The following is an 18,405-nucleotide window of genomic DNA, read 5'->3' as shown; positions in this document are numbered from 1 at the left end:
TAAACTCTTTCGTTTTCGCCGTTTCGCTGTTGTGTCTGCAGCGGAGAAACCGAACTATACGGACCATCCCCGGACCCGTCAACACCTTCCTGCAACAAATTTCCTGCCTGCTTAACAAGCACCTGATCCGTAAGGAAATTTGGTTTTTTATTTGTTTCAGATTCATGAAGCAATGATATTTCAGCGCTGAAAACCCGTTTGAAACCGCCCGGTGAAGGGGTTGGCTGTAGTAGTAAAGACCGAACACCAAAACAGAAAGGCCGCCCTGAGGGCGGCCTTTCTGTTTTCTGGCGCACAGTGCGCACGTATATATAGATATATAGGTGCTTAGCTCTGGCGGTTAGAACCTGCCACAACTTTGAACTCATACAAGCGGCAGTCCAGCGCACCGTTATAGACGGGGATGCGCTTGGTGGCATTCAGACGAATCAACTTGGGCAGGCGCAGGTCGGCCGTAAGTAGATAGGTATTCCAGCCGGTGAATCGCTGTTTGAGGGCATCGCCCAGTTGTGGGTAGAAAACGGCGAGCTGCTCTTGCTCTTCCAGACGCACGCCATAAGGCGGGTTGGAAATCAGCAACCCTTCCGTGGCCGGGGCTTGTGCGAGTAATACGTCACCCACCTGAACTTTGATCTTGCCGGTAAGGCCGGCGGCTTCGATGTTGCGCATGGCAGCATCCACCGCGTGTACGTCACGGTCACTGCCGACGATAGGGAAAGCCAGTTCTGTTCTGGCGGCTTCTTCCGCCTGTGCTTTGCATTGACCCCAGACTTGCGGATCAAAACTGAACAACTTTTCGAAGCCGAACTGGCGCAGCCGACCCGGGGCAAGATTCAGCGCCATCTGCGCGGCTTCAATCAGGAAAGTGCCACTGCCGCACATGGGATCAAATACCGCGGTGTCACCACGCCAGCCCGCCAGCGCCAGCAGACCCGCCGCCAGGTTTTCACGCAGCGGCGCTTCTACGCTTTCTTGACGATAACCACGCTTGAACAGCGGTTCGCCGGAGGTGTCTATATAGAGTGTGGCAAGCCGGTCAGTCAGGAACACTTGAATGCGGATATCCGGATCATGGGTATCTACACTTGGACGTTCGTCATTAATAGTGCGGAACACGTCACAAATGGCGTCTTTGATCTTGAGCGCAACAAAATCAATGCTGCGCAGCGAGCTGTGCTGGGCGGTGACATTGACCTTGATAGTGCGCGCAACATCAAACAGCGACGGCCAGTCGATACGGGTTGCAAGGCGATACAGGTCGGCCTCGTTACGGTAGGCCCGTTCGTCCAGGCGCAGCAGCACACGGCTGGCGAAGCGTGAGTGCAGATTGACTTTGTACATCAGGTCAACATGGCCTTCAAAGGCAACACCCCCCTCTCCCGCCAGTACGGCCTGGGCGCCGAGTTGTTCCAGTTCATCGGCCAGCGAGCGCTCAAGTCCGCGCGGGCACGGTGTATAAAAGTGCAGAACGGCTTGCCAGTCGAAAGCGAGGGGGCGGGTAATGGCGTCGGTCTGCCGCGCAGCACCGCCGCCCGGGGCCGGGTGGCCATGACTACGGGACTGATAGCCCCCTTCATTGCCATCGCGGCGCGGGGCACGCTCCGAGCGCTCATCCTGACGGCGTGGCCGATCAGCAAATGAATCATGACGCTCACGCGAGCCAGCATCACGACCATCTCGCTGCGGACGATCCTGCCATTCGCCACGCGGACGATCAAAGCCCGGCCGATCGCCATCCTGGCGCGGGCGCGGTGCCTGGCCACTGAAACTACGGTCATCCGGATTGCGGCGCGGGGCATCCCGGTCATCACGGCGAAACGCGGGACGGTCGCCTTGTGGGCGGTCAGCCCGGTTGTCCCGGTCACCTTGGTAGCGCGGTTTGTCACCGGCATAGCCCCGGTCGCCACGCGGTGCATCGCGGTCGTCACGCCGGAAAGCCGGGCGATCACCCTGGGGACGGTCAGCGCGGTTATCGCGCTCACCCTGATAACGCGGCCGATCGGCACCGGTCTCGCCACGGTCTGCTCGCGGCGCGTCGTCCCTCTGCCAGGATGGGCGATCCCCTTGCGGACGTTCGCTCCGATTGTCCCGGTCACCTTGATAACGCGGTTTGTCACCAGCATAACCACGATCGCCACGGGGCGCATTGCGGTCATCTCGCTGAAACGCCGGGCGATCCCCCTGGGGACGGTCACTGCGGTTATCCCGGTCGCCTTGATAACGCGGCTTGTCGCTGGCAAAACCACGGTCGCCACGGGGCGCATCGCGGTCATCACGACGGAACGCCGGACGATCGCCTTGCGGACGGTCACCCCGGTTATCCCGGTCGCCTTGATAACGCGGCTTATCGCCAGCATAAGGGCGATCGCCACGCGGTGCATCACGGTCGTCACGGCGGAACGCCGGGCGATCACCTTGCGGGCGTTCGCTACGATTGTCCCGATCCCCCTGGTAACGGGGCTTGTCGGCCCCGTCACGCCGAGCGCCCCCGCGGCCCTCGCCTTCACTTTTACCTTGCCAGGCTGGATCCTGCTGATAGGGTTTTTGCGCCTGACCGCCAGAGAAGGCCGCAGCACGGCCGGCTGGTCTGGAAGGTCGCCGTGCGTTGCCGGCAGGTTGAGCCGCCTCTTTGGGAGGCAGTTTCAGGGTTTTTTTGTCGCTCATGGGATTAATCCGGGATAGGCAAGGTGTGACGCATTTTGGCGGGCAGTTTGTCCCGCACAAGGCGCCATGAAGTGTTGATCAGGCCAGCCAGTTCTGTAGCCGGCAAGACGTAAGTGTTGGTGATGGCAATCCAGCCGTGGCGCGCCAGGTATGGTGCGGGTATCACGCCGGGATGGTCGGTCAGTTCCAGAAACCGTGTTTTTTCTACTTTGAGCGAGACCTGACCGGTATCGGCACTCACCACGGCAAACATCTTGTCAGCGACAGAGTAAACCTCTCGCGTCTGCCATTTGATGTCGCGGGTCACGCCGGGCAAAGCTGCGCACTTTGCCCGGAATTGATCCAGATTCATAGATATTGTTCCTGTTCGGCCTTCTGGCCCAGGCGATCCATCTCCTGGGCCAGTGCCGCCAGTTCAGGTGGCAATGAGCTTGTCAGCAATGGTTCCAGCCGGCGCCGGTCTGCATCGGTCAGATCCGCGCGCTGTGGGCATGAGATCAGTGTAGCGGTATCCATGCCACTGGTTTGCCATTGTGCACCGGCCTGACTGACGGCGGCACCGGTTTGCAGCGCCAGCGCAATGCCCCACGGGTCACAATCACAGCTGATGCTGACGTGACAACCGGCCAACCGCACCAGATGGCGCAAGCTTTCCAGCCACCCGGGCGTGGCATAACCTGGCTGATACAAGATCAACGCACCGGGCTCGGCACGCTCACAAGCCCGGGCAAAAGTGGATAGATTTTCGATCACACACAACTGCTGCACACCCGCCAGTTGATCGCAGGCCGCAATACTTTGCGGGGTCAGCCCCAGATATTGCGGCAACGCGGCCAGATCGACCAATACGTAACCCCTGGCGATCAACGTACAACGCCCTCCCAGCAAGAGCAGGGGTGCATGCGCCGAAATACCGCAGGCGACCAGATCGACATGTTCCGCCAGCCATTGCCACTCTGCCGGGTGAATACTGCCAACGCTGCGGGCGAATCGGGCAAACAGCTCACGTGAACCTTCACGGCCTTGCGTCAGCCAGCGCGCCAACGCATCACAGAGCTGGCGTCGGGCCGGTACGGCGCGCGCCGGACTTCCGGCCAAGGCCAGCTGGATATTGAGAAGACGCTCATCACTGACACTCATCCAGCGCAGATTTTCGCGTTTGGCCTTTTCTGCAACCGGGTCCAGCAGACCTACTTGTGCTCGTAACGCCGGCAGATCCAGCCAACTGACGGATCGGGGCTGCCACACGCCGGCTGAGGCACGACTGCTGACTTCTTCGATTTCAATCCAGCCCCGCAACAGCAAGCCTAGCAAGGCTTCCACGGCCAGCGTCTGCTGTTCTGGCCCGGCCTGGTCCAGCAGGGCAATCCACTTGGGATGTTCCGCACGCGTTTGCTTGAGCCAATCGCGCAGCAATTGCCGGCGATCGCGCGGCCAGTCCGCCAAAGCTTGCGGCTCATCCAGATCAGCGCGCACGCGCCGGCGTCCCATGCCTGCGGGCGCGTCCGCAAGCCCAAGCGTCAACAAGCCCGGGCGAGATTCATGCGCGCGCCAGTCTGGCTCCATTAAGGTTTATTCCGCCGCTGCGGCACGAATACGCCGACGCGTTTGTGCAATGACCGGTGCCCAGGTTTCACCGGGCTGTTTCTTGCGCGTGGTCAGCGTCAGCTCACTGGGACCGTAGACGTTGGTGTTGTGCGTGAGCGGCGTGGTGATCAGGTATTGCGCCTGGGTGGCTTTCAAAAAGCCACCGACACGGTCAATGTTGAAGATGTCGAGGTGAGCAAACGGCTCATCAATGAAGACAAAACCGGAGGGATTGGCGTCATCCATCATCAAGCCAATCAACATGATCAAGGACTTCATTACCTGCTGCCCGCCCGAGGCCTCGCCATCGTTCAGGCCCATCATGCCTTTCTGGTCAAAGTTAAAGCGTACCGTCAAACCGGCTTGCGACAGCACCAGGTCGTCGTTATCCAGGTGAGGCAAGTCTGTTTCAACATCAATGCCGGAGAGTTCGCCCAGGCGTTTGAGGTTGCGCCCGTACTCCCGCACGGTCGCCTTGAGCTTGTTGATATAGGCGCCACGTGCCTCGTCCGTCAGATGTTCTGTGCGCTGGACTTCGTTGCGATGCAGGTGGGTATCGTTTTCCAGCGCGTGATAATCGTCGGCTACTTTATCGCGGCGGGCGAGAATGGTGGGATCGGTTTCCCATTCCATTTGTGCCAGCCGTTCACGCTCCCGTTCAACCATGTGTTGCACTTCGCGCGCAGAGCCATATTTGTCCCGCAGCGTGCGCAGGCGTTCGATACTCCGCACTTCATCCGGCATGCCGGCACGGGATTTGCGCAGATCATCAAGACGACGGGTCTGTTCAGCACGCTGACGGGCCAGTTGTTCCAGCTCGGCATTGACTGCACGGTCCAGTTGCTCGCGGCGATCCTTGAGCTTCTCGTAACCCAGCCGGCCTTCTTCCCGCAACTTGCGGGCCTCGTCCCAACTGGCTTGCGCCATCGCCATCGCCGCGCCGGCTTCTTGTACGCGGCGTTGTTCTTCCGGCCAGCGCTCTGCCACTGCGGCAAACTCTTCCTGGCGTGCGGCCAGTTGTACCACGGCCTGCATGCCCATCAAGGACTGCTGCAGCGCTGAAACATCGCGTTCCAGTTCAACCAGTTTGCCTTCGTCGGCCAATAGTTGTTCATTCAGGTCACGCAAGCGGCGTGTCGTTTCATTCAAACGGGATTGCCGTGCGGCCTCCCCGAAAGCGTAATCCCCAGGGCGGGCGGAGATATCCCGCGCACCGCGGCGTTCCTTGTGATAAGCGTCGCGGGTGATCCAGTCGCCATCCAGATGGTCGCCATCGGCAACCGATTTGGCCCGCTGCGTGCGGTTCAACAGGCTGACCAGCCAGCCTGGCGCATCGGCCTTGAAATCGACCACTTCCAGAATCGAGTTGCGGCTGGCGCGCTCTACCGGCTCCCGTTCGGGCACGATGAAATGACGGTATTTCAGTTGCTGACCAATGCCAAATGCCGCTTTCCGGTCGCTGGCGCGGTTCAGCAAAATGATATGACGGTACGGTGCCAGCAGCGCTTCCACCGCGTCTTGCCAGGTGTGATCGCGCACTTCCACGATTTCGGTCAGTAGTTGATGCGCAATGCCAGCTTCATCCAGCGCGGCGCGCATGCGGTTTACAAAATCCGGATGCGGTTGCCGCCCTTGCTGCAAGGCAAACTGCGCTTGCGCCAGTTCCTGGCGCTCGTCCTTCATCAGCTTGATGGTTTGTTTAAGCCTGCCGACGGCTTCGCGCTGTTGCGCCAGCTTGTCATTCAGCGCCACGCCGTCCGCGCCGTGCTCCGCCTCGGCCAATTGCCGCAGGCGCTCGGCCTCTTTCATGGTCTTTTCGCTGTCGCGAGCGGCGTCACGCGTCACCTGGAAAGTGGCGTAGGCCTCGTCATGCTCTTTGCGAGCGGCTTCTTCTTGCGACTGGGCGGACTCCTGTCCTGTCGCAATGGCACGATACTGTTCGTCCAGGGTGTCGAGTTCATCTTGTTTCAGACGCAGGGTTTTGCGCGCGCCACGGAACTGATTGATATACCCGCGCAGGCTTTCCCACTGCTCCACATACTTGAGCGCGGGCACCGCCTGCTGTTCCAGCTTTTCGATATCGCCCTGCAGCGCACGCCATTCCAGATAATTGTTGGCTCGCAATTTCAGCCGCTCAACATCCAGGCCGACCTGACTGAGTTGCTGTTCCATCTTGGACAACTCGCCTTCGGCCTCTTTCAGACGCAACTTGGCTTCGGCGTAGTGGTCCAGCACTTGCTTGTCACCAAACACCTGGAACACCAGTTCCAGCAAGCCCTTGGGCGAGTACTCACACAATTTGTCGGTGTCGCCCTGCTCCAGTGCCAGCACTTCGGCAATGGCCGGTGTCAAACCGGCTTGTTCCAGCCGGCGCTTGTATTCATTTACGCCGAGCCACTGCAGCGCACTTTCAGTCTGGGCATCGAGCGTGACGTCGCCTTCGGCAATAGCGTACTGGCGCACCCAGTCTCCGCCTTGCTTGCGGATACGGCAAAACAGCGTGACCACCTCGCTCGTCGCGGGGAAAAACAGCGTCGGAAACAAGCCGCCCGCTTCGCGACGCGGGTTGGAGACCACGCCGCGCAACCAGGCGTAGTTCTCCCGGTTGTTGCGCACATAACGCTTGTAGTCACGCCGGCCGGAGCATTTGAGCGCCAGCAGCGTGCGCAGGGCATCCAGCAAGGTGGTTTTGCCCGAACCATTGGGGCCAACGATGGTGACAATCTGGGCATCCAGCGGCACGCGGATGGCGCGCCAGAAGTCCCAGTGGATCATTTCAAGTTCGCGGATCTGGAACATTAGACTTCTTCCCCCGCGGCGGTTTCGGTGGTGTTTTCGGGATCATCCTCACCGCTAGCGTCATCATCTACAGCGATACGCGTGCCGGTGAGCTTGAGGACTTCAGCCAGTGCGCCTTCAATAATGCGCGGCGCGAGTCTGGCGTAGTCGATCATCAAGTCCAGCAACGGGCCTTCATGGATCATCTTGTTGCGGCGTATCACAAACCCCAGCTTGGCCAGTTGCCCCAGGTTCATGGAGAACCGTGATTTGCCGCCCAGTTTCTTGCCAAAGTCAGCGTATACCGCGTCTTCCGGCACGCCGGGTGCCACCTCTTCACCTCGGGCAATGGGCTTTTCGGTGCCAAACATATCCGTCTGGGTATCCCCGGCGGTGGAGGCCCGTGCAATCTGACGCTCCCGCTTGGGCAGAATGATCAATGCCCAGACCACAACCAACAGGGCAATGGCATCACGTGGCAGGCCCATATTATTGGATAACCAGTTCTCTCCCTCGCCAAACACCCACTCTTCCATTTCGGGTTTGAGGCCGACAGCAATATGCTCGGCGTAGGGGTTCTCCAGCAGTTGCAGGCCGCATTCTTCCAGACGGCGCTCCAGGCTCTCGCGGAATACTTCGTCGACCAGCGCGCGGCGCGCCAGTGGGTCTTTGCGGGGGAGAAAACGGTGCGCCAACAGCCGCGCCACAAGAATATTAAGGGCTTGATCCATGTAAATCCGGGTTAGCGTTTGAGCAGCGCGGCCACTTGGTTGGGCTTGCCAAGGAGCGCACAGGCCAGCTCCTCGCACAGCGCCGGGCCGCATGCATCGGGCGCAATCAAAACGGTGTCTTCACGCAATTCATCCAGATTGCGCACGGTCAGTCTGATCTGACCCTCTTCATGCAGGCCTTCAAAGCGCCAGCGGGTGGGCAATACGGGTTCGATCTCAAGCACTGCCCGCACAAAGCGGTTCTCTGCATTGCGGATGATTTTCTCTTCCAGCCGGCAACCCAGTTGCCACAACTTGTCCTTGAGATAACCCGCTTCAGACTGCGAGGTATAACTGGCCATCAGCGGTTGCGGTGCATGCCAGATCACTGCAAATTCAATCGAACTGGCACGATCAACGGCCTCAATACGCGTCATGCGCATATCTACCGCTGCCTTGTCGAAGGTGAGACCTTGCCATTCCCCCACACCCCAGATCAGATAACGACGCGGATTGTCCGGGCGCAGCACTTTCAGTTGTTCGGTCAGTTCATACAGCCAGGCAAAAGCGCGCCGCAACGCTTCATCAACGGCAGTAACGCGCTGCTCACGCTCAGCACGCACCTGAGCGTCATCCACGGCGCGGGACTGTGCCTGTTTTTTCAAATCATCCAGCAGACTCATGTTCAGACCTGATTGCGATTAACTGCAATCATTTTACACCGCCTAACGGCCGCAGACTGCCACGCGTCAGCGTGGCGACATCTGGGTGATCTATTTCATCCACAGCATCTTCAGTCACAAACGCCAGCGGCAGCTTCACAAGGTCTGCCACCACGCTTTGTTCCAGCGCGGCCTCCTGATCACCCAACAGGGATAACAGCGAGAGCCGGTAGGCGGTTTCCGGGTACGTATCCGCCAGCACAGCGTTGGCCAGCGGCGTTTCCAGATCAATCCCCTGCAAGAGGGCAAACAGTTCTTCGGCATGCACCAGCCGCTCTGCCTCCAGCGCGGTCACTGACGGAGAGAACTCGGATGAAGGCAGGGCTGAGTCCGTGATCTGGTCGCGTTCGCGTTCCAGCAATTCAAATTCGGTGACGTCCAGCAAGATATCAGACACCACAAAGCCCGGCTCCGGGTGGAAACTGAGCAGATCGCGCCCCAGCCCGGCCAGTTCTTCTTGCGAGCGCTCGCGCAGCCAGTCCGCCACGTTGGTCGAAGTCAGCCCGGACTGCCCAAGATGCACACGCTGTGCACCCAGTTCGGCCAGCCGTCGCTGGAATACGCTGGTCATGCGCAACATGCGCCCCTGCGCCAGCGCAATCGCCTGTGCCACCTGCTGGACGTGCCGCTCGCCGGATTCGTCTTCGAGCACCGTGCGAACCACCTCCGTGCCCTTCTCTACCCAGCTCCACACACTTTGCAGTTTGGCGCGCGCCTTGCGGATCTGGAACTCGGACTGAGACTCCAGCGCCTCCTCAAAGTCCGTATGCAATTCGTTCAGGCGTGCATGCAGATGCTGGAGGGCTTCTGGCGAGACATTGCCCACCGCCTGCCCGGCCGCGACTTGTGCGGTCAGATAACCCAGTTCGGCATCTCCATCTGCAAACTGGGTCAGTGTGGCAATCGCGGCGAGCGCAATGCGGGCGGATTCGGACAGGCTATACAAGCCTTCGTCGCTATCCCACACCAGCAAACCGTTTTCACGCAGGCGCTTGAGCACGGTGTCGCGCTTGATCGGGTTGATGTAGGAGAAATGCGTTTCCAGTTCTTGCGGACGCCAGCGCGGCGCATCGGCACGTGAACCGATCACGCGCAGGATCAACAGCCGCACCATCACTTCATCTTCGCCACCGCGAAACAAAGTGATCAATGCACCGAGGGATTCGCGCGCGCGCAAAAGGCTCGCCAGCGGCGCCAGATCAGCCGGGTTGAAACCGGGCTGGAAAAATTCGGCAAGCGGAGATTCCGTCATGGACATGCGGCGCGTTGTATTCGGAAAGGGCGCATTTTACGCGTTTGCACACGTTTTATGGCAGTAACCAGGCAGATCACTGCGGGTACAGCGTGGCGTCGATCACGTCGGTAACCTCACCATTCGCGGCGAACTTGCGCGCAAACAGTGCGGGCCCGCCAATCAACGCGGGTACGTCCTCTGCGGTAAAGACGTTCGGCGACCAGGCGTCTTGCTGCCAGCGCAGTGCATGCAGGTTATGGGTGACCAGTTGAGGCCCGATGGGCGTCGCCATCAGTACGGTCTGGACAAACATTTCATCTGGCACCAGTGTCGTCGCAAAAAATGCCAGCACGGCCGGATGCGCATCGACCAACCCGGTCAACGCGGCACAAGCGGCGGCAGAAAGACACCACCATTGCGATCCGGCCCAGACCGAGGCAAGCGGCGCAGGCAGGCTCCGCCGCAAACCGGCGCGGTTCAGGCCACGCTGCAGCTTTTGCAACGCTTTGCCAGCCCGCGTGCCGTTAAGTGCTTCCGGGAAGAAAGCCTGCCAGCGGTAGCGCACGTCAAACTCGTCTTGCGAGCGGATATCAATAAAACCGGCGGCAGTCGTATTGGCGAGGAATGTGCTGATCTGTGCTGCTGTTTTAACGGGGTAATCGGCGCCCGAGAGCAATACAGCCCAATCAAAACCATCTTGTTGCGCTGCCCGGATCAGATCAAGCGTTGCCGCGACGAGGGAAAAACCACCCCAACGACAGGGCCGGCGGGCAATGAACGTCACCGCCGCAGCCGCCGGCATGGCGGCCGTGATGGCGTCAAACGTAGTCTGGTCGGTGTTGGCGTCAATGTGCAGATAGCAGCGCACGCCGGGCGCAGACAGGCGCGTAACCAGCCGGCCCAACTGGGCTGGCTGGCCATGCGCCAGGATCAGACAGGCAATGGAAAGGCTCAAGCCTCGTCGCCGTCGACGTGACGCAGCGCAGCTGCGCATGCTTCCGGCGTCAGCCCTTCACACACATTGGGCGTGGGTGTCGGCGCGTGATCAGCAGCGTGGGCGGCCTCTTCCTTGCGCAGCGCGCGCACGGCATCGAGGTAATCCATAATGGCCCAGGTCAGTTCACGACAACCATCGCCCGTCAGGCCAGAAATGGTGAACATGCGGCGCTGCATCGGATCAAACGGCTTGTACGGGTCTGGCTCGCCGCCATCCCAGCCGTATTCCTTCAGGAAATTGGCGACACGTTCGGCGCGCTCTTCTTCCGGCACCATATCGAGCTTGTTCAGCACCAGCCAGCGTGGTTTGTCATGCAGCTCTTCGTCGTACTTGCGCAGTTCTTCCACAATGGCCTTGGCTTCTGCCACCGGATCGGTGCCTTCATCAAACGGCGCCAGATCGACAATGTGCAGCAGCACACCGGTACGGGTCAGATGCTTAAGGAAGCGATGCCCCAGACCCGCGCCTTCTGCCGCACCTTCAATCAGACCGGGGATATCGGCCACGACAAAGCTACGGTTGTCATCAATACGCACTACGCCCAGATTGGGGTGCAGCGTGGTAAAGGGGTAATCGGCCACTTTCGGCTTGGCAGCGGAGACGGCACGAATAAACGTCGACTTGCCGGCATTGGGCATGCCCAACAGACCGACGTCGGCCAGCACTTTCAGCTCCAGCTTCAATTCACGACGTTCACCCGCCTCACCCGGCGTGGTCTGACGCGGTGCGCGGTTGACGGATGACTTGAAGTGGATATTGCCCCAACCGCCCTTGCCGCCTTTGGCGACGCAAATGCGTTGGCCGTTGTGGGTCAGATCGGCCACGACCTCTTCGGTCTCGGCATCAATGATCATGGTACCGACCGGCATGCGCAGTTCGATATCGTCGCCTGCAGCGCCGTAGCAATCTGCACCGCGACCGGATTCGCCATCTTCTGCCTTGTATTTCTTGACGAAGCGGTAGTCCACCAGGGTATTGATGTCTTCATCCGCCACCGCCCACAGACTACCGCCACGGCCACCGTCGCCGCCGTCCGGGCCACCGCGCGGGATGAATTTTTCGCGGCGCATACTGGCCGACCCTTTTCCGCCTTTACCGGCGATGACTTCGATTCTGGCTTCGTCAATGAATTTCATGGTGAATTCTGCTTTCCAGTGAGGGGTTAGGCGTGAACGGTATTCACAAAACTGGTCGCCTTGTATGCGACCAGCGCCCCAAAAAACCGTTGCAACCCAGGCTCCGGGCGCACGGATGAACAAACATTATATAAATAGTGCCGTTTCAGAGCGCAACAACGGCAAATATCAAACAATCTGGTTCGGCCCGCCGGATACACTGTCCAGTTAGCCGGAGAGCAGACAAAAAAGTCTGCCCATAAACAAAAAGCCCCATCACTAGACAGGGCTTTTGTGTTCAGTCATCAATGTTGCTTCAAGCAACTTCGATTACTTCACCTTCGTACGGCTCGATGAACACGGTGCGACGCTTTTGCGCGCCCTTGATCATGAACTTCACGTAACCATCGACCAGCGCGAACAGGGTGTGATCCTTGCCCATACCAACATTGGTACCAGGATGGAATTCGGTACCGCGTTGACGCACGATGATCGAACCAGCGTTGATCAGCTCGCCACCGTAGGCTTTGACGCCCAGACGTTTGGCATGCGAGTCGCGGCCGTTACGGGAACTACCGCCAGCTTTTTTGTGTGCCATGGTAAGTTAGCTCCTGATAGATTACGCGTCGATGGAATCGATGCGGATTTCAGTGTAGTTCTGGCGATGACCGCCGTGCTTCTGGTAGTGCTTACGGCGACGCATCTTGAAAATGCGAACCTTCTCACCACGACCATGCGACACGACAGTTGCCTTGATGGCGGCGCCGGCAACCACAGGGGTCCCGATCGTCACTGCATCACCGTTTGCCACCATCAATACTTCATTCAGTACGATCTGGCTGTCGATGTCTGCAGCAATCTGTTCTACTTTAAGTTTTTCGCCGACGACAACTTTGTACTGCTTGCCACCGGTTTTTACGACTGCATACATTTAACAAGCTCCAAAGAGTTTGCACCCAAAAAACCGCGCCTTTGAAGGGCGCAGCCTTCCCGCCCGTGCGGAAAGAATCGGCGACTATACGCTGATCTTCTTTACACGTCAAACACTTAACCCATTTCAAACCCACGCACAAACCGCGCGGGTAGCCCCGGCCGCACCCTGCCAAAAAGCCGTTTGTTTGCGGAACTCCTTGCTCTGGCACAAACGCGATCGAAGAATGCGGCCGTTCCATGCTAAAATTGCGTGTTTATTCAATACCAGTTCAAGCGAGGCGCTCGTGGCAATGGAGTTGGTCAAATCGGTCGTCGACCAGGACATGACGGCGGTTGACGCCCTGATTCGCAAACAGCTCTATTCAGATGTCGTGCTGGTGCGCCAGGTCGGTGAGTACATTGTTTCTTCCGGCGGCAAGCGGCTGCGCCCCATCATGGTGCTGCTCACCGCCAAAGCACTGGGCTATCAGGGCGAGCATCATCTGACCCTGGCGGCGGTGATCGAGTTCATCCATACCGCCACCTTGCTGCATGACGATGTGGTGGATGAATCTGAACTGCGGCGCGGCCGGGAAACCGCCAACGCCCTGTTCGGCAATGCCGCCAGCGTGCTGGTCGGGGATTTCGTCTATACCCGCTCGTTCCAGATGATGGTCTCTGTCGGCTCCATGCGCGTCATGGAAGTACTGGCTGAGGCCACCAACATCATTGCAGAAGGTGAAGTCCTGCAACTGATGAATATCGGCAACGTGGATATCGACGAAGCCGGCTACCTGCGTGTGATCCAGTACAAGACAGCCAAACTGTTTGAAGCGGCATCGCGCCTTGGCGCCATCCTGGCTGACGCAGATACGGCCACGGAAGCCGCGTTTGCCCGTTATGGCATGCATCTTGGCACCGCCTTCCAGATTATCGACGATGTGCTCGATTACTCCGGTCATACGGAAGAAATCGGCAAGAATCTGGGCGACGATCTGGCCGAGGGCAAGCCGACACTGCCGCTGATTTATGTCATGCGCAACGGCAGCCCGGAACACGCCACCGCCGTGCGAGAGGCGCTGACTCATGCCAGCCGCGACCGTTTTGATGATGTCAGCCGTGCCATCCACGCCACCGGCGCACTCGATTACGCCCGCAAAATTGCGACCGCAGAATCGGAGCGCGCCAAGGCTGAACTGGAAGGCGTACCTGACAGCCCGGCCCGTCGTGCGCTGATTGCATTGGCTGATCTGGCCATCAATCGAAACAGTTGACAGCTTTTCTGACCGCAGACATAATCGCCGTTCTTCGCAGCCCACGCGCCTGCGAAGGCCAGAAATCGGGGTGTAGCTTAGCCTGGTAGAGCGCTACGTTCGGGACGTAGAGGCCGGAGGTTCGAATCCTCTCACCCCGACCAGATTTCACGAAAAAGCCGGATTCAGCACATGCTGATCCGGCTTTTTCGTTTGCGCTCAAGATGGTTCACAATGCCACCAGAGGCACATCGATTTTCTGGCTATTCTCACAGTTGCACTGCAACAATTACAGATAAAGACAGTCAGACCCTCAGCAGACCCACTCACAGGACTTTCATGAACGCCTGGCAGATCGTGACCAACTTTGGCGATTCGGCACTGTTGCTGCCCGTGGCGGCCGTACTGGTGGGCTGGATGTTGTACGAAAAAGCCTGGCGCTGCGCCACGATCTGGCTGTTGCTGTTTATCCCCACCCTTGCCGTCGTACTGGGGGCCAAACTGGCCTTCCTGGGCTGGGGTATTGGCATTGAGGCGCTGGACTTCACTGGCCCCAGCGGGCACACCACCCTGTCGATGGCGGTGTATCCCACGCTGGCGGTGTGGATTGTGCAGCGCATGCCGCCGCGCAATCATGCGTGGGCCTGGCTACTGGGCTGGTTATTTGCCCTGCTGATTGGCATTTCCCGGCTGGTCCTGCACAAGCACTCTAGCTCCGAAGTTGTGGCGGGCGTGGCGCTCGGCTCCCTGGTCAGCATGACCTGGACCTGGTTATCCGCGCTCGATTCACGCCCAACACATCACTTTGTGCTGGCAAGCGCCATTGTGATCATGGTGATGTGCGGTCTGCATGGCGAACGCGCTCCGACGCAAAGCGCCATTGCGCACTGGGCGATTGCCATGTCCGGCCGGCCCGTGGCGTACAACCGCTATACCGCCTGGCCCAATAGTCCCTATCGCAAATTGCGCTACATCGACCCCTGGGGCGTTTGATCCGGCTTTTCCGGCAGTTCGTCGCACAGGCCGACACGCCCGCTAGCGGCCCGCATACTGAACGCCATTCCCACCGCTCACCAGGCAATCATCATGATCATCAACCTGCTGCGTCGACTCAAGCCGGCCTTTGTGCTGGAGATCATCGTCAATTTTGTGTTGCCCTGGCTGGTTTATCAGCAAGTGCAGCCGCGTTGGGGCGAGCACAATGCCTTGCTGGCTTCCGCCGCGCCACCGGTCATCTGGAGCATCATCGAACTCATTCGCAATCGGCGCGTTGATGCGATGAGCCTGCTGGTGGTCGCCGGTATTTTATTGTCGCTGGGTGCGGTGTTGCTGGGCGGCAGCCCCACCTTGATGCTGATGCGCGAGTCCCTGATCACCGGGGCGATCGGCCTGGCTTTTCTGGTGTCCGCGCTGCTGCGTCGGCCGCTCACGTACTACCTGGCCCAAGCCACACTGGCCCGCGAGTCGGGCTTTAGCCAGGCACGGTTCGAGCAGCTGTTTATTGATGCCAATGGGCGCGTGGCCGGCTGGATGACGTTGATGACGCTGGTGTGGGGCATTGGCCTGCTGGCCGAGGCACTGCTGCGTCTGTGGTTGATCAAACTCATCCCGGTCGCCCAGTTTCTGCTAATCGCACCGTGGCTGAGCTACGGCATCTATGCCGCGCTGGGGGGCTGGACGTGGTGGTATCGCCAGCAACTACGCCGCAATGGCCGCGGCATTGTCGGGCAAGCCGCCCCGACAGCCTGAGGGCACCCACAAAAAAAGCCCGTCACTGCGACGGGCTTTTTTTCGATCCAGATGATGCCGCTCACCAACCCCAGAACATCAACCACCAGGTCAGGTCAATCAGTGCCAGCGCGCCAGCAAACATCACACAGGCGGAAACCTTGCGCCACAGCGGCGCGGCGTACTGCCGCACAATCCCGCTGACCAGCCCCAGACTCCACAGATTAGCCAGCACCAGCATGGTGATCCGGACCGGGCTCACCCAGACCAGCGAGACCCCTTCCGGCTTGAGAATGGTGATTGAGGTCGCCGACAACCCCAGGAACAAGCCACAGCCCGCCAGCGGGATCAGCCCCAGCACCAGGTGATGGAAGCGCCGGGTCTGCCACGCGCCCAACAGGCGGTTCGCCAGCGCCAGCAACACACTGAGCGCCGAGCCCATGATCAGGCCGACCGCGACAATCCACGTCACTACGAGCGTGCCATCCAGCAAGGTGAACACGTCGTTTTGCTTGGGATAATTGGTGAAGATGAACCAGGGCAGGGATTGTTCCAGCGGCCACATGATGTTCTGGTTGATCAGCCATTCCGCCAGGCTCTGCTTGATGGCGACCATCCACGGGCTCACCGTCCACTGGAACGCGCCAATCGCCAGACCGAGCATGCCAAACAACACCAGCACGGTTTGCCAGCGCGCATCTTTGGGCGGGCCCACGCGCACGACTTCATCATTGGGGGGACGTACGGACAGCGTAATCGCGTCGCGATGGCTACTGCAGCGGCCACACATATGGCAGTCGGCATTACCTTGCATATCGCGCATCGGCACCATCGGCGCACAGACAATCGGGATCACTTTATGGCTGTGATAAGACTGTTTCCAGGCCGCTTTATCCACCTTGAAGTGGATGGGCGCCAGGCGTGAGAGCATGTTGAACACGCCATTCACCGGGCACAGATACTTGCACCAGGCGCGGCGATCGCGCGCATAGACAAAGCCAATGATCATGGCCGCTACGGTAGAGCCGCCCAACACCACAATCACCGCTTTGGGATACTGATACACGCTGACCATCTGGCCGTAGATGGTGGTCCCGGCAAAGGCCACAAACGGCCAACCGGACCAGCGCATCCAGCGTGGCAGCGGCAGGTTCAGGCCAAAGCGGCTACTCCATTCAGAGAGCGCCCCCTCCGGGCACAGCACACCACACCATAAGCGGCCAAACAGCACCATGGACAGCAGCACGAACGGCCACCAGATCCCCCAGAACAGGAACTGCGCAAACACCGTCAGATTATTGAGGATGCGCGCGTCCGAATCCGGCAGAGGCTGCAACACCGGCAACACCAGCAGCGAGACATAAAACACCACCACCACCCACTGGGCCGCAATGATGGCGCCACGGTGCCGCGCCAGCCAGTCGCCTGCGCTGGCCAGTACCGTTTTCTTTGCCTGGATACTACTCATTTGCTGCATTGCTGCCGCCTTCTTTCCTGCCGTCATGCCGCACATCATAACGGCTTACCTGGTGAGAATGCTTAGCATTCTCCAGAAACTGCCGGTATTACGTGATTCATCTGATTCAGCACCGCGAACACGCCAACTGGCCCGTTCGCGGCAAACACTCATTTCGCGATGATCTTGCCCTTGGCGGTGGCTTGATGAAAATCATCAAACCAGGTGTATTCGCCCGGAGAGAGCGGTGCCAGGATCACAAACGAGGTCACGCCAGGGCCCAGCACTTTTTCCTTGCGCAGCTGCGTGCTTTCGAACTCGGCCGCCTGCGTCCCGGTATTGCTCAATACCACGCGGATTTTCTTGCCAGCGGGCACATTAAGCACGGTCGGGTTTGCCTTGCCGTCCTTGAATTCGATTTTGACTTCATGCGTGTCATCAGCCAGCACGGTCCCGCTCAGGGACGCCAGCGCCAGGGTCAGCGCAAACAGGGTCTTACGCATTGGTCTCGTTCCTTTTACAACATTCAGGTCGCCTTGTTGCGGGCGAGATGACAACAGCATAATGCTGCCGCTTCAAGCACAAAAGGGCGCGCAGCCGTGCCGCACGCCCAGTGTGTTTTCGGTCGAGCCTACCGATCGATCAGTAGCCGCCCTTCTTGCCGGTGCCGGCGAAGGTAAATTCATAGTCGTTGGTGATGGTGTCAAACCACGGACCCACGCCGGTTTCTTTATCCACGTGACGGCCAAAATGGCCCATCGGGTTCCTGGATGGCGGCAGAATGGTCAGGTGCAGCTTGTATTTGCCCGGGCCAAACAGTTTGACGTTGTCGCCATAATGCGGGCCATCATTGGCAACCATGGCCATCATGTCGCCCGACACTTTCTGGTTGGTGCCCACCTTGGTGACTTCATACTTCACCAGCAGCGCCGGCATCCATTCCCCTTCGGCAAAACCGTTGGGATTGTTTTTCAGCGCGTGGATATCGGCCTCAAGGTGAATGTCCGATTCTTCCGCCTTGCGCATCATGCCTTCCGGATCCATTTTGATCGGCTGCAGATAGACCGCACCGATTTCCATGCCGCCCTTGAGCAGCGGCTTGCCAATCGGGTATTCAGCCGCCCAGGCCGAAGCAGTCAGAGTCAGCGCGGCAACGGCGCCAGCCAGAATCGAAACACGCATTATGTAGTTACCTCGTCAGAAGTTGAGTATCAGCGCAGGTGCGGTTGTTGATATTTGTGATATTAAT

At 59.2% G+C, this 18,405-nt stretch carries 17 protein-coding genes and 1 tRNA gene; 4 read left to right on the top strand and 14 right to left on the bottom strand.

Annotated features, from left to right (window positions below; genetic code table 11):
• Positions 1 to 327 precede the first annotated feature (327 nt).
• The 11 genes from HNQ50_RS22505 to rplU all read right to left on the bottom strand — a co-directional run bounded on the left by HNQ50_RS22505 (position 328) and on the right by rplU (position 12,738).
• Positions 328 to 2,664, bottom strand: a complete 2,337-nt coding sequence (locus tag HNQ50_RS22505; protein ID WP_184102157.1) for a THUMP domain-containing protein — start codon at positions 2,662 to 2,664, stop codon at positions 328 to 330.
• A gap of 4 nt (positions 2,665 to 2,668) precedes the next feature.
• Complete coding sequence (locus tag HNQ50_RS15775) at positions 2,669 to 3,016, bottom strand: MmcQ/YjbR family DNA-binding protein (protein WP_184102156.1); 348 nt, start codon at positions 3,014 to 3,016, stop codon at positions 2,669 to 2,671.
• Positions 3,013 to 4,230, bottom strand: a complete 1,218-nt coding sequence (locus tag HNQ50_RS15770; protein WP_184102155.1) for a DUF2399 domain-containing protein — start codon at positions 4,228 to 4,230, stop codon at positions 3,013 to 3,015. Before HNQ50_RS15770 ends, HNQ50_RS15775 begins: the two co-directional genes overlap by 4 nt.
• A 6-nt stretch (positions 4,231 to 4,236) precedes the next feature.
• Positions 4,237 to 7,050: an AAA family ATPase gene (locus HNQ50_RS15765; RefSeq protein ID WP_184102154.1), complete on the bottom strand. Its 2,814-nt coding sequence runs from the start codon at positions 7,048 to 7,050 to the stop codon at positions 4,237 to 4,239.
• Complete coding sequence (locus HNQ50_RS15760; RefSeq protein ID WP_184102153.1) at positions 7,050 to 7,760, bottom strand: hypothetical protein; 711 nt, start codon at positions 7,758 to 7,760, stop codon at positions 7,050 to 7,052. The genes HNQ50_RS15765 and HNQ50_RS15760 overlap by 1 nt, the downstream gene beginning before the upstream one ends.
• Positions 7,761 to 7,771: 11 nt before the next feature.
• Positions 7,772 to 8,422, bottom strand: coding sequence for a hypothetical protein (locus HNQ50_RS15755; RefSeq protein WP_184102152.1), 651 nt, complete (start codon positions 8,420 to 8,422; stop codon positions 7,772 to 7,774).
• 28 nt (positions 8,423 to 8,450) lie between these two features.
• Positions 8,451 to 9,713, bottom strand: coding sequence for a hypothetical protein (locus tag HNQ50_RS15750; RefSeq protein ID WP_246428745.1), 1,263 nt, complete (start codon positions 9,711 to 9,713; stop codon positions 8,451 to 8,453).
• A gap of 76 nt (positions 9,714 to 9,789) precedes the next feature.
• Positions 9,790 to 10,650 carry a beta-1,6-N-acetylglucosaminyltransferase gene (locus tag HNQ50_RS15745; protein ID WP_184102150.1) on the bottom strand — a complete coding sequence of 287 codons (861 nt, stop codon included), beginning with the start codon at positions 10,648 to 10,650 and terminating at the stop codon, positions 9,790 to 9,792.
• Complete coding sequence (obgE, locus tag HNQ50_RS15740; RefSeq protein ID WP_184102149.1) at positions 10,647 to 11,828, bottom strand: GTPase ObgE; 1,182 nt, start codon at positions 11,826 to 11,828, stop codon at positions 10,647 to 10,649. The genes HNQ50_RS15745 and obgE overlap by 4 nt, the downstream gene beginning before the upstream one ends.
• 295 nt (positions 11,829 to 12,123) lie before the next feature.
• Complete coding sequence (gene rpmA / locus HNQ50_RS15735; protein ID WP_184102148.1) at positions 12,124 to 12,405, bottom strand: 50S ribosomal protein L27; 282 nt, start codon at positions 12,403 to 12,405, stop codon at positions 12,124 to 12,126.
• A 21-nt stretch (positions 12,406 to 12,426) separates the two neighbouring features.
• Entirely contained in the window at positions 12,427 to 12,738 is a 312-nt protein-coding gene (rplU, locus tag HNQ50_RS15730; RefSeq protein WP_184102147.1) for a 50S ribosomal protein L21, read from the bottom strand.
• Positions 12,739 to 13,030: 292 nt separating this feature from the next.
• Between rplU and ispB the strand changes: the two genes are divergently transcribed.
• The 4 genes from ispB (at position 13,031) to HNQ50_RS15710 (ending at position 15,721) form a co-directional block, all read left to right on the top strand.
• Positions 13,031 to 13,993, top strand: a complete 963-nt coding sequence (ispB, locus tag HNQ50_RS15725) for an octaprenyl diphosphate synthase (protein ID WP_184102146.1) — start codon at positions 13,031 to 13,033, stop codon at positions 13,991 to 13,993.
• Between the two features lie 66 nt (positions 13,994 to 14,059).
• A tRNA-Pro gene (locus HNQ50_RS15720) sits at positions 14,060 to 14,136 on the top strand.
• A 175-nt stretch (positions 14,137 to 14,311) separates the two neighbouring features.
• The gene (locus HNQ50_RS15715) at positions 14,312 to 14,965 is read left to right on the top strand and encodes a phosphatase PAP2 family protein (protein WP_184102145.1); all 654 of its coding nucleotides are present in this window, start codon (positions 14,312 to 14,314) and stop codon (positions 14,963 to 14,965) included.
• A gap of 93 nt (positions 14,966 to 15,058) precedes the next feature.
• Positions 15,059 to 15,721 (top strand): VC0807 family protein, encoded by a 663-nt coding sequence (locus HNQ50_RS15710; protein ID WP_184102144.1) that lies wholly within the window; start codon positions 15,059 to 15,061, stop codon positions 15,719 to 15,721.
• A 61-nt stretch (positions 15,722 to 15,782) separates the two neighbouring features.
• Here HNQ50_RS15710 and HNQ50_RS15705 read toward each other — a convergent pair whose 3' ends face one another.
• The 3 genes from HNQ50_RS15705 to HNQ50_RS15695 form a co-directional block, all read right to left on the bottom strand.
• Entirely contained in the window at positions 15,783 to 17,168 is a 1,386-nt protein-coding gene (locus HNQ50_RS15705) for a 4Fe-4S binding protein (protein WP_184102143.1), read from the bottom strand.
• A gap of 158 nt (positions 17,169 to 17,326) precedes the next feature.
• On the bottom strand, positions 17,327 to 17,659 hold the full coding sequence (locus HNQ50_RS15700; protein WP_184102142.1) for a cupredoxin domain-containing protein: 333 nt from the start codon (positions 17,657 to 17,659) through the stop codon (positions 17,327 to 17,329).
• 139 nt (positions 17,660 to 17,798) lie between these two features.
• Positions 17,799 to 18,338, bottom strand: coding sequence for an iron transporter (locus HNQ50_RS15695; protein WP_184102141.1), 540 nt, complete (start codon positions 18,336 to 18,338; stop codon positions 17,799 to 17,801).
• Between the last annotated feature and the right edge of the window lie 67 nt (positions 18,339 to 18,405).

It is taken from the genome of Silvimonas terrae (assembly GCF_014202765.1).
Lineage (GTDB): Bacteria > Pseudomonadota > Gammaproteobacteria > Burkholderiales > Chitinibacteraceae > Silvimonas > Silvimonas terrae.
This window is presented reverse-complemented; position numbering and strand designations above follow the sequence as displayed.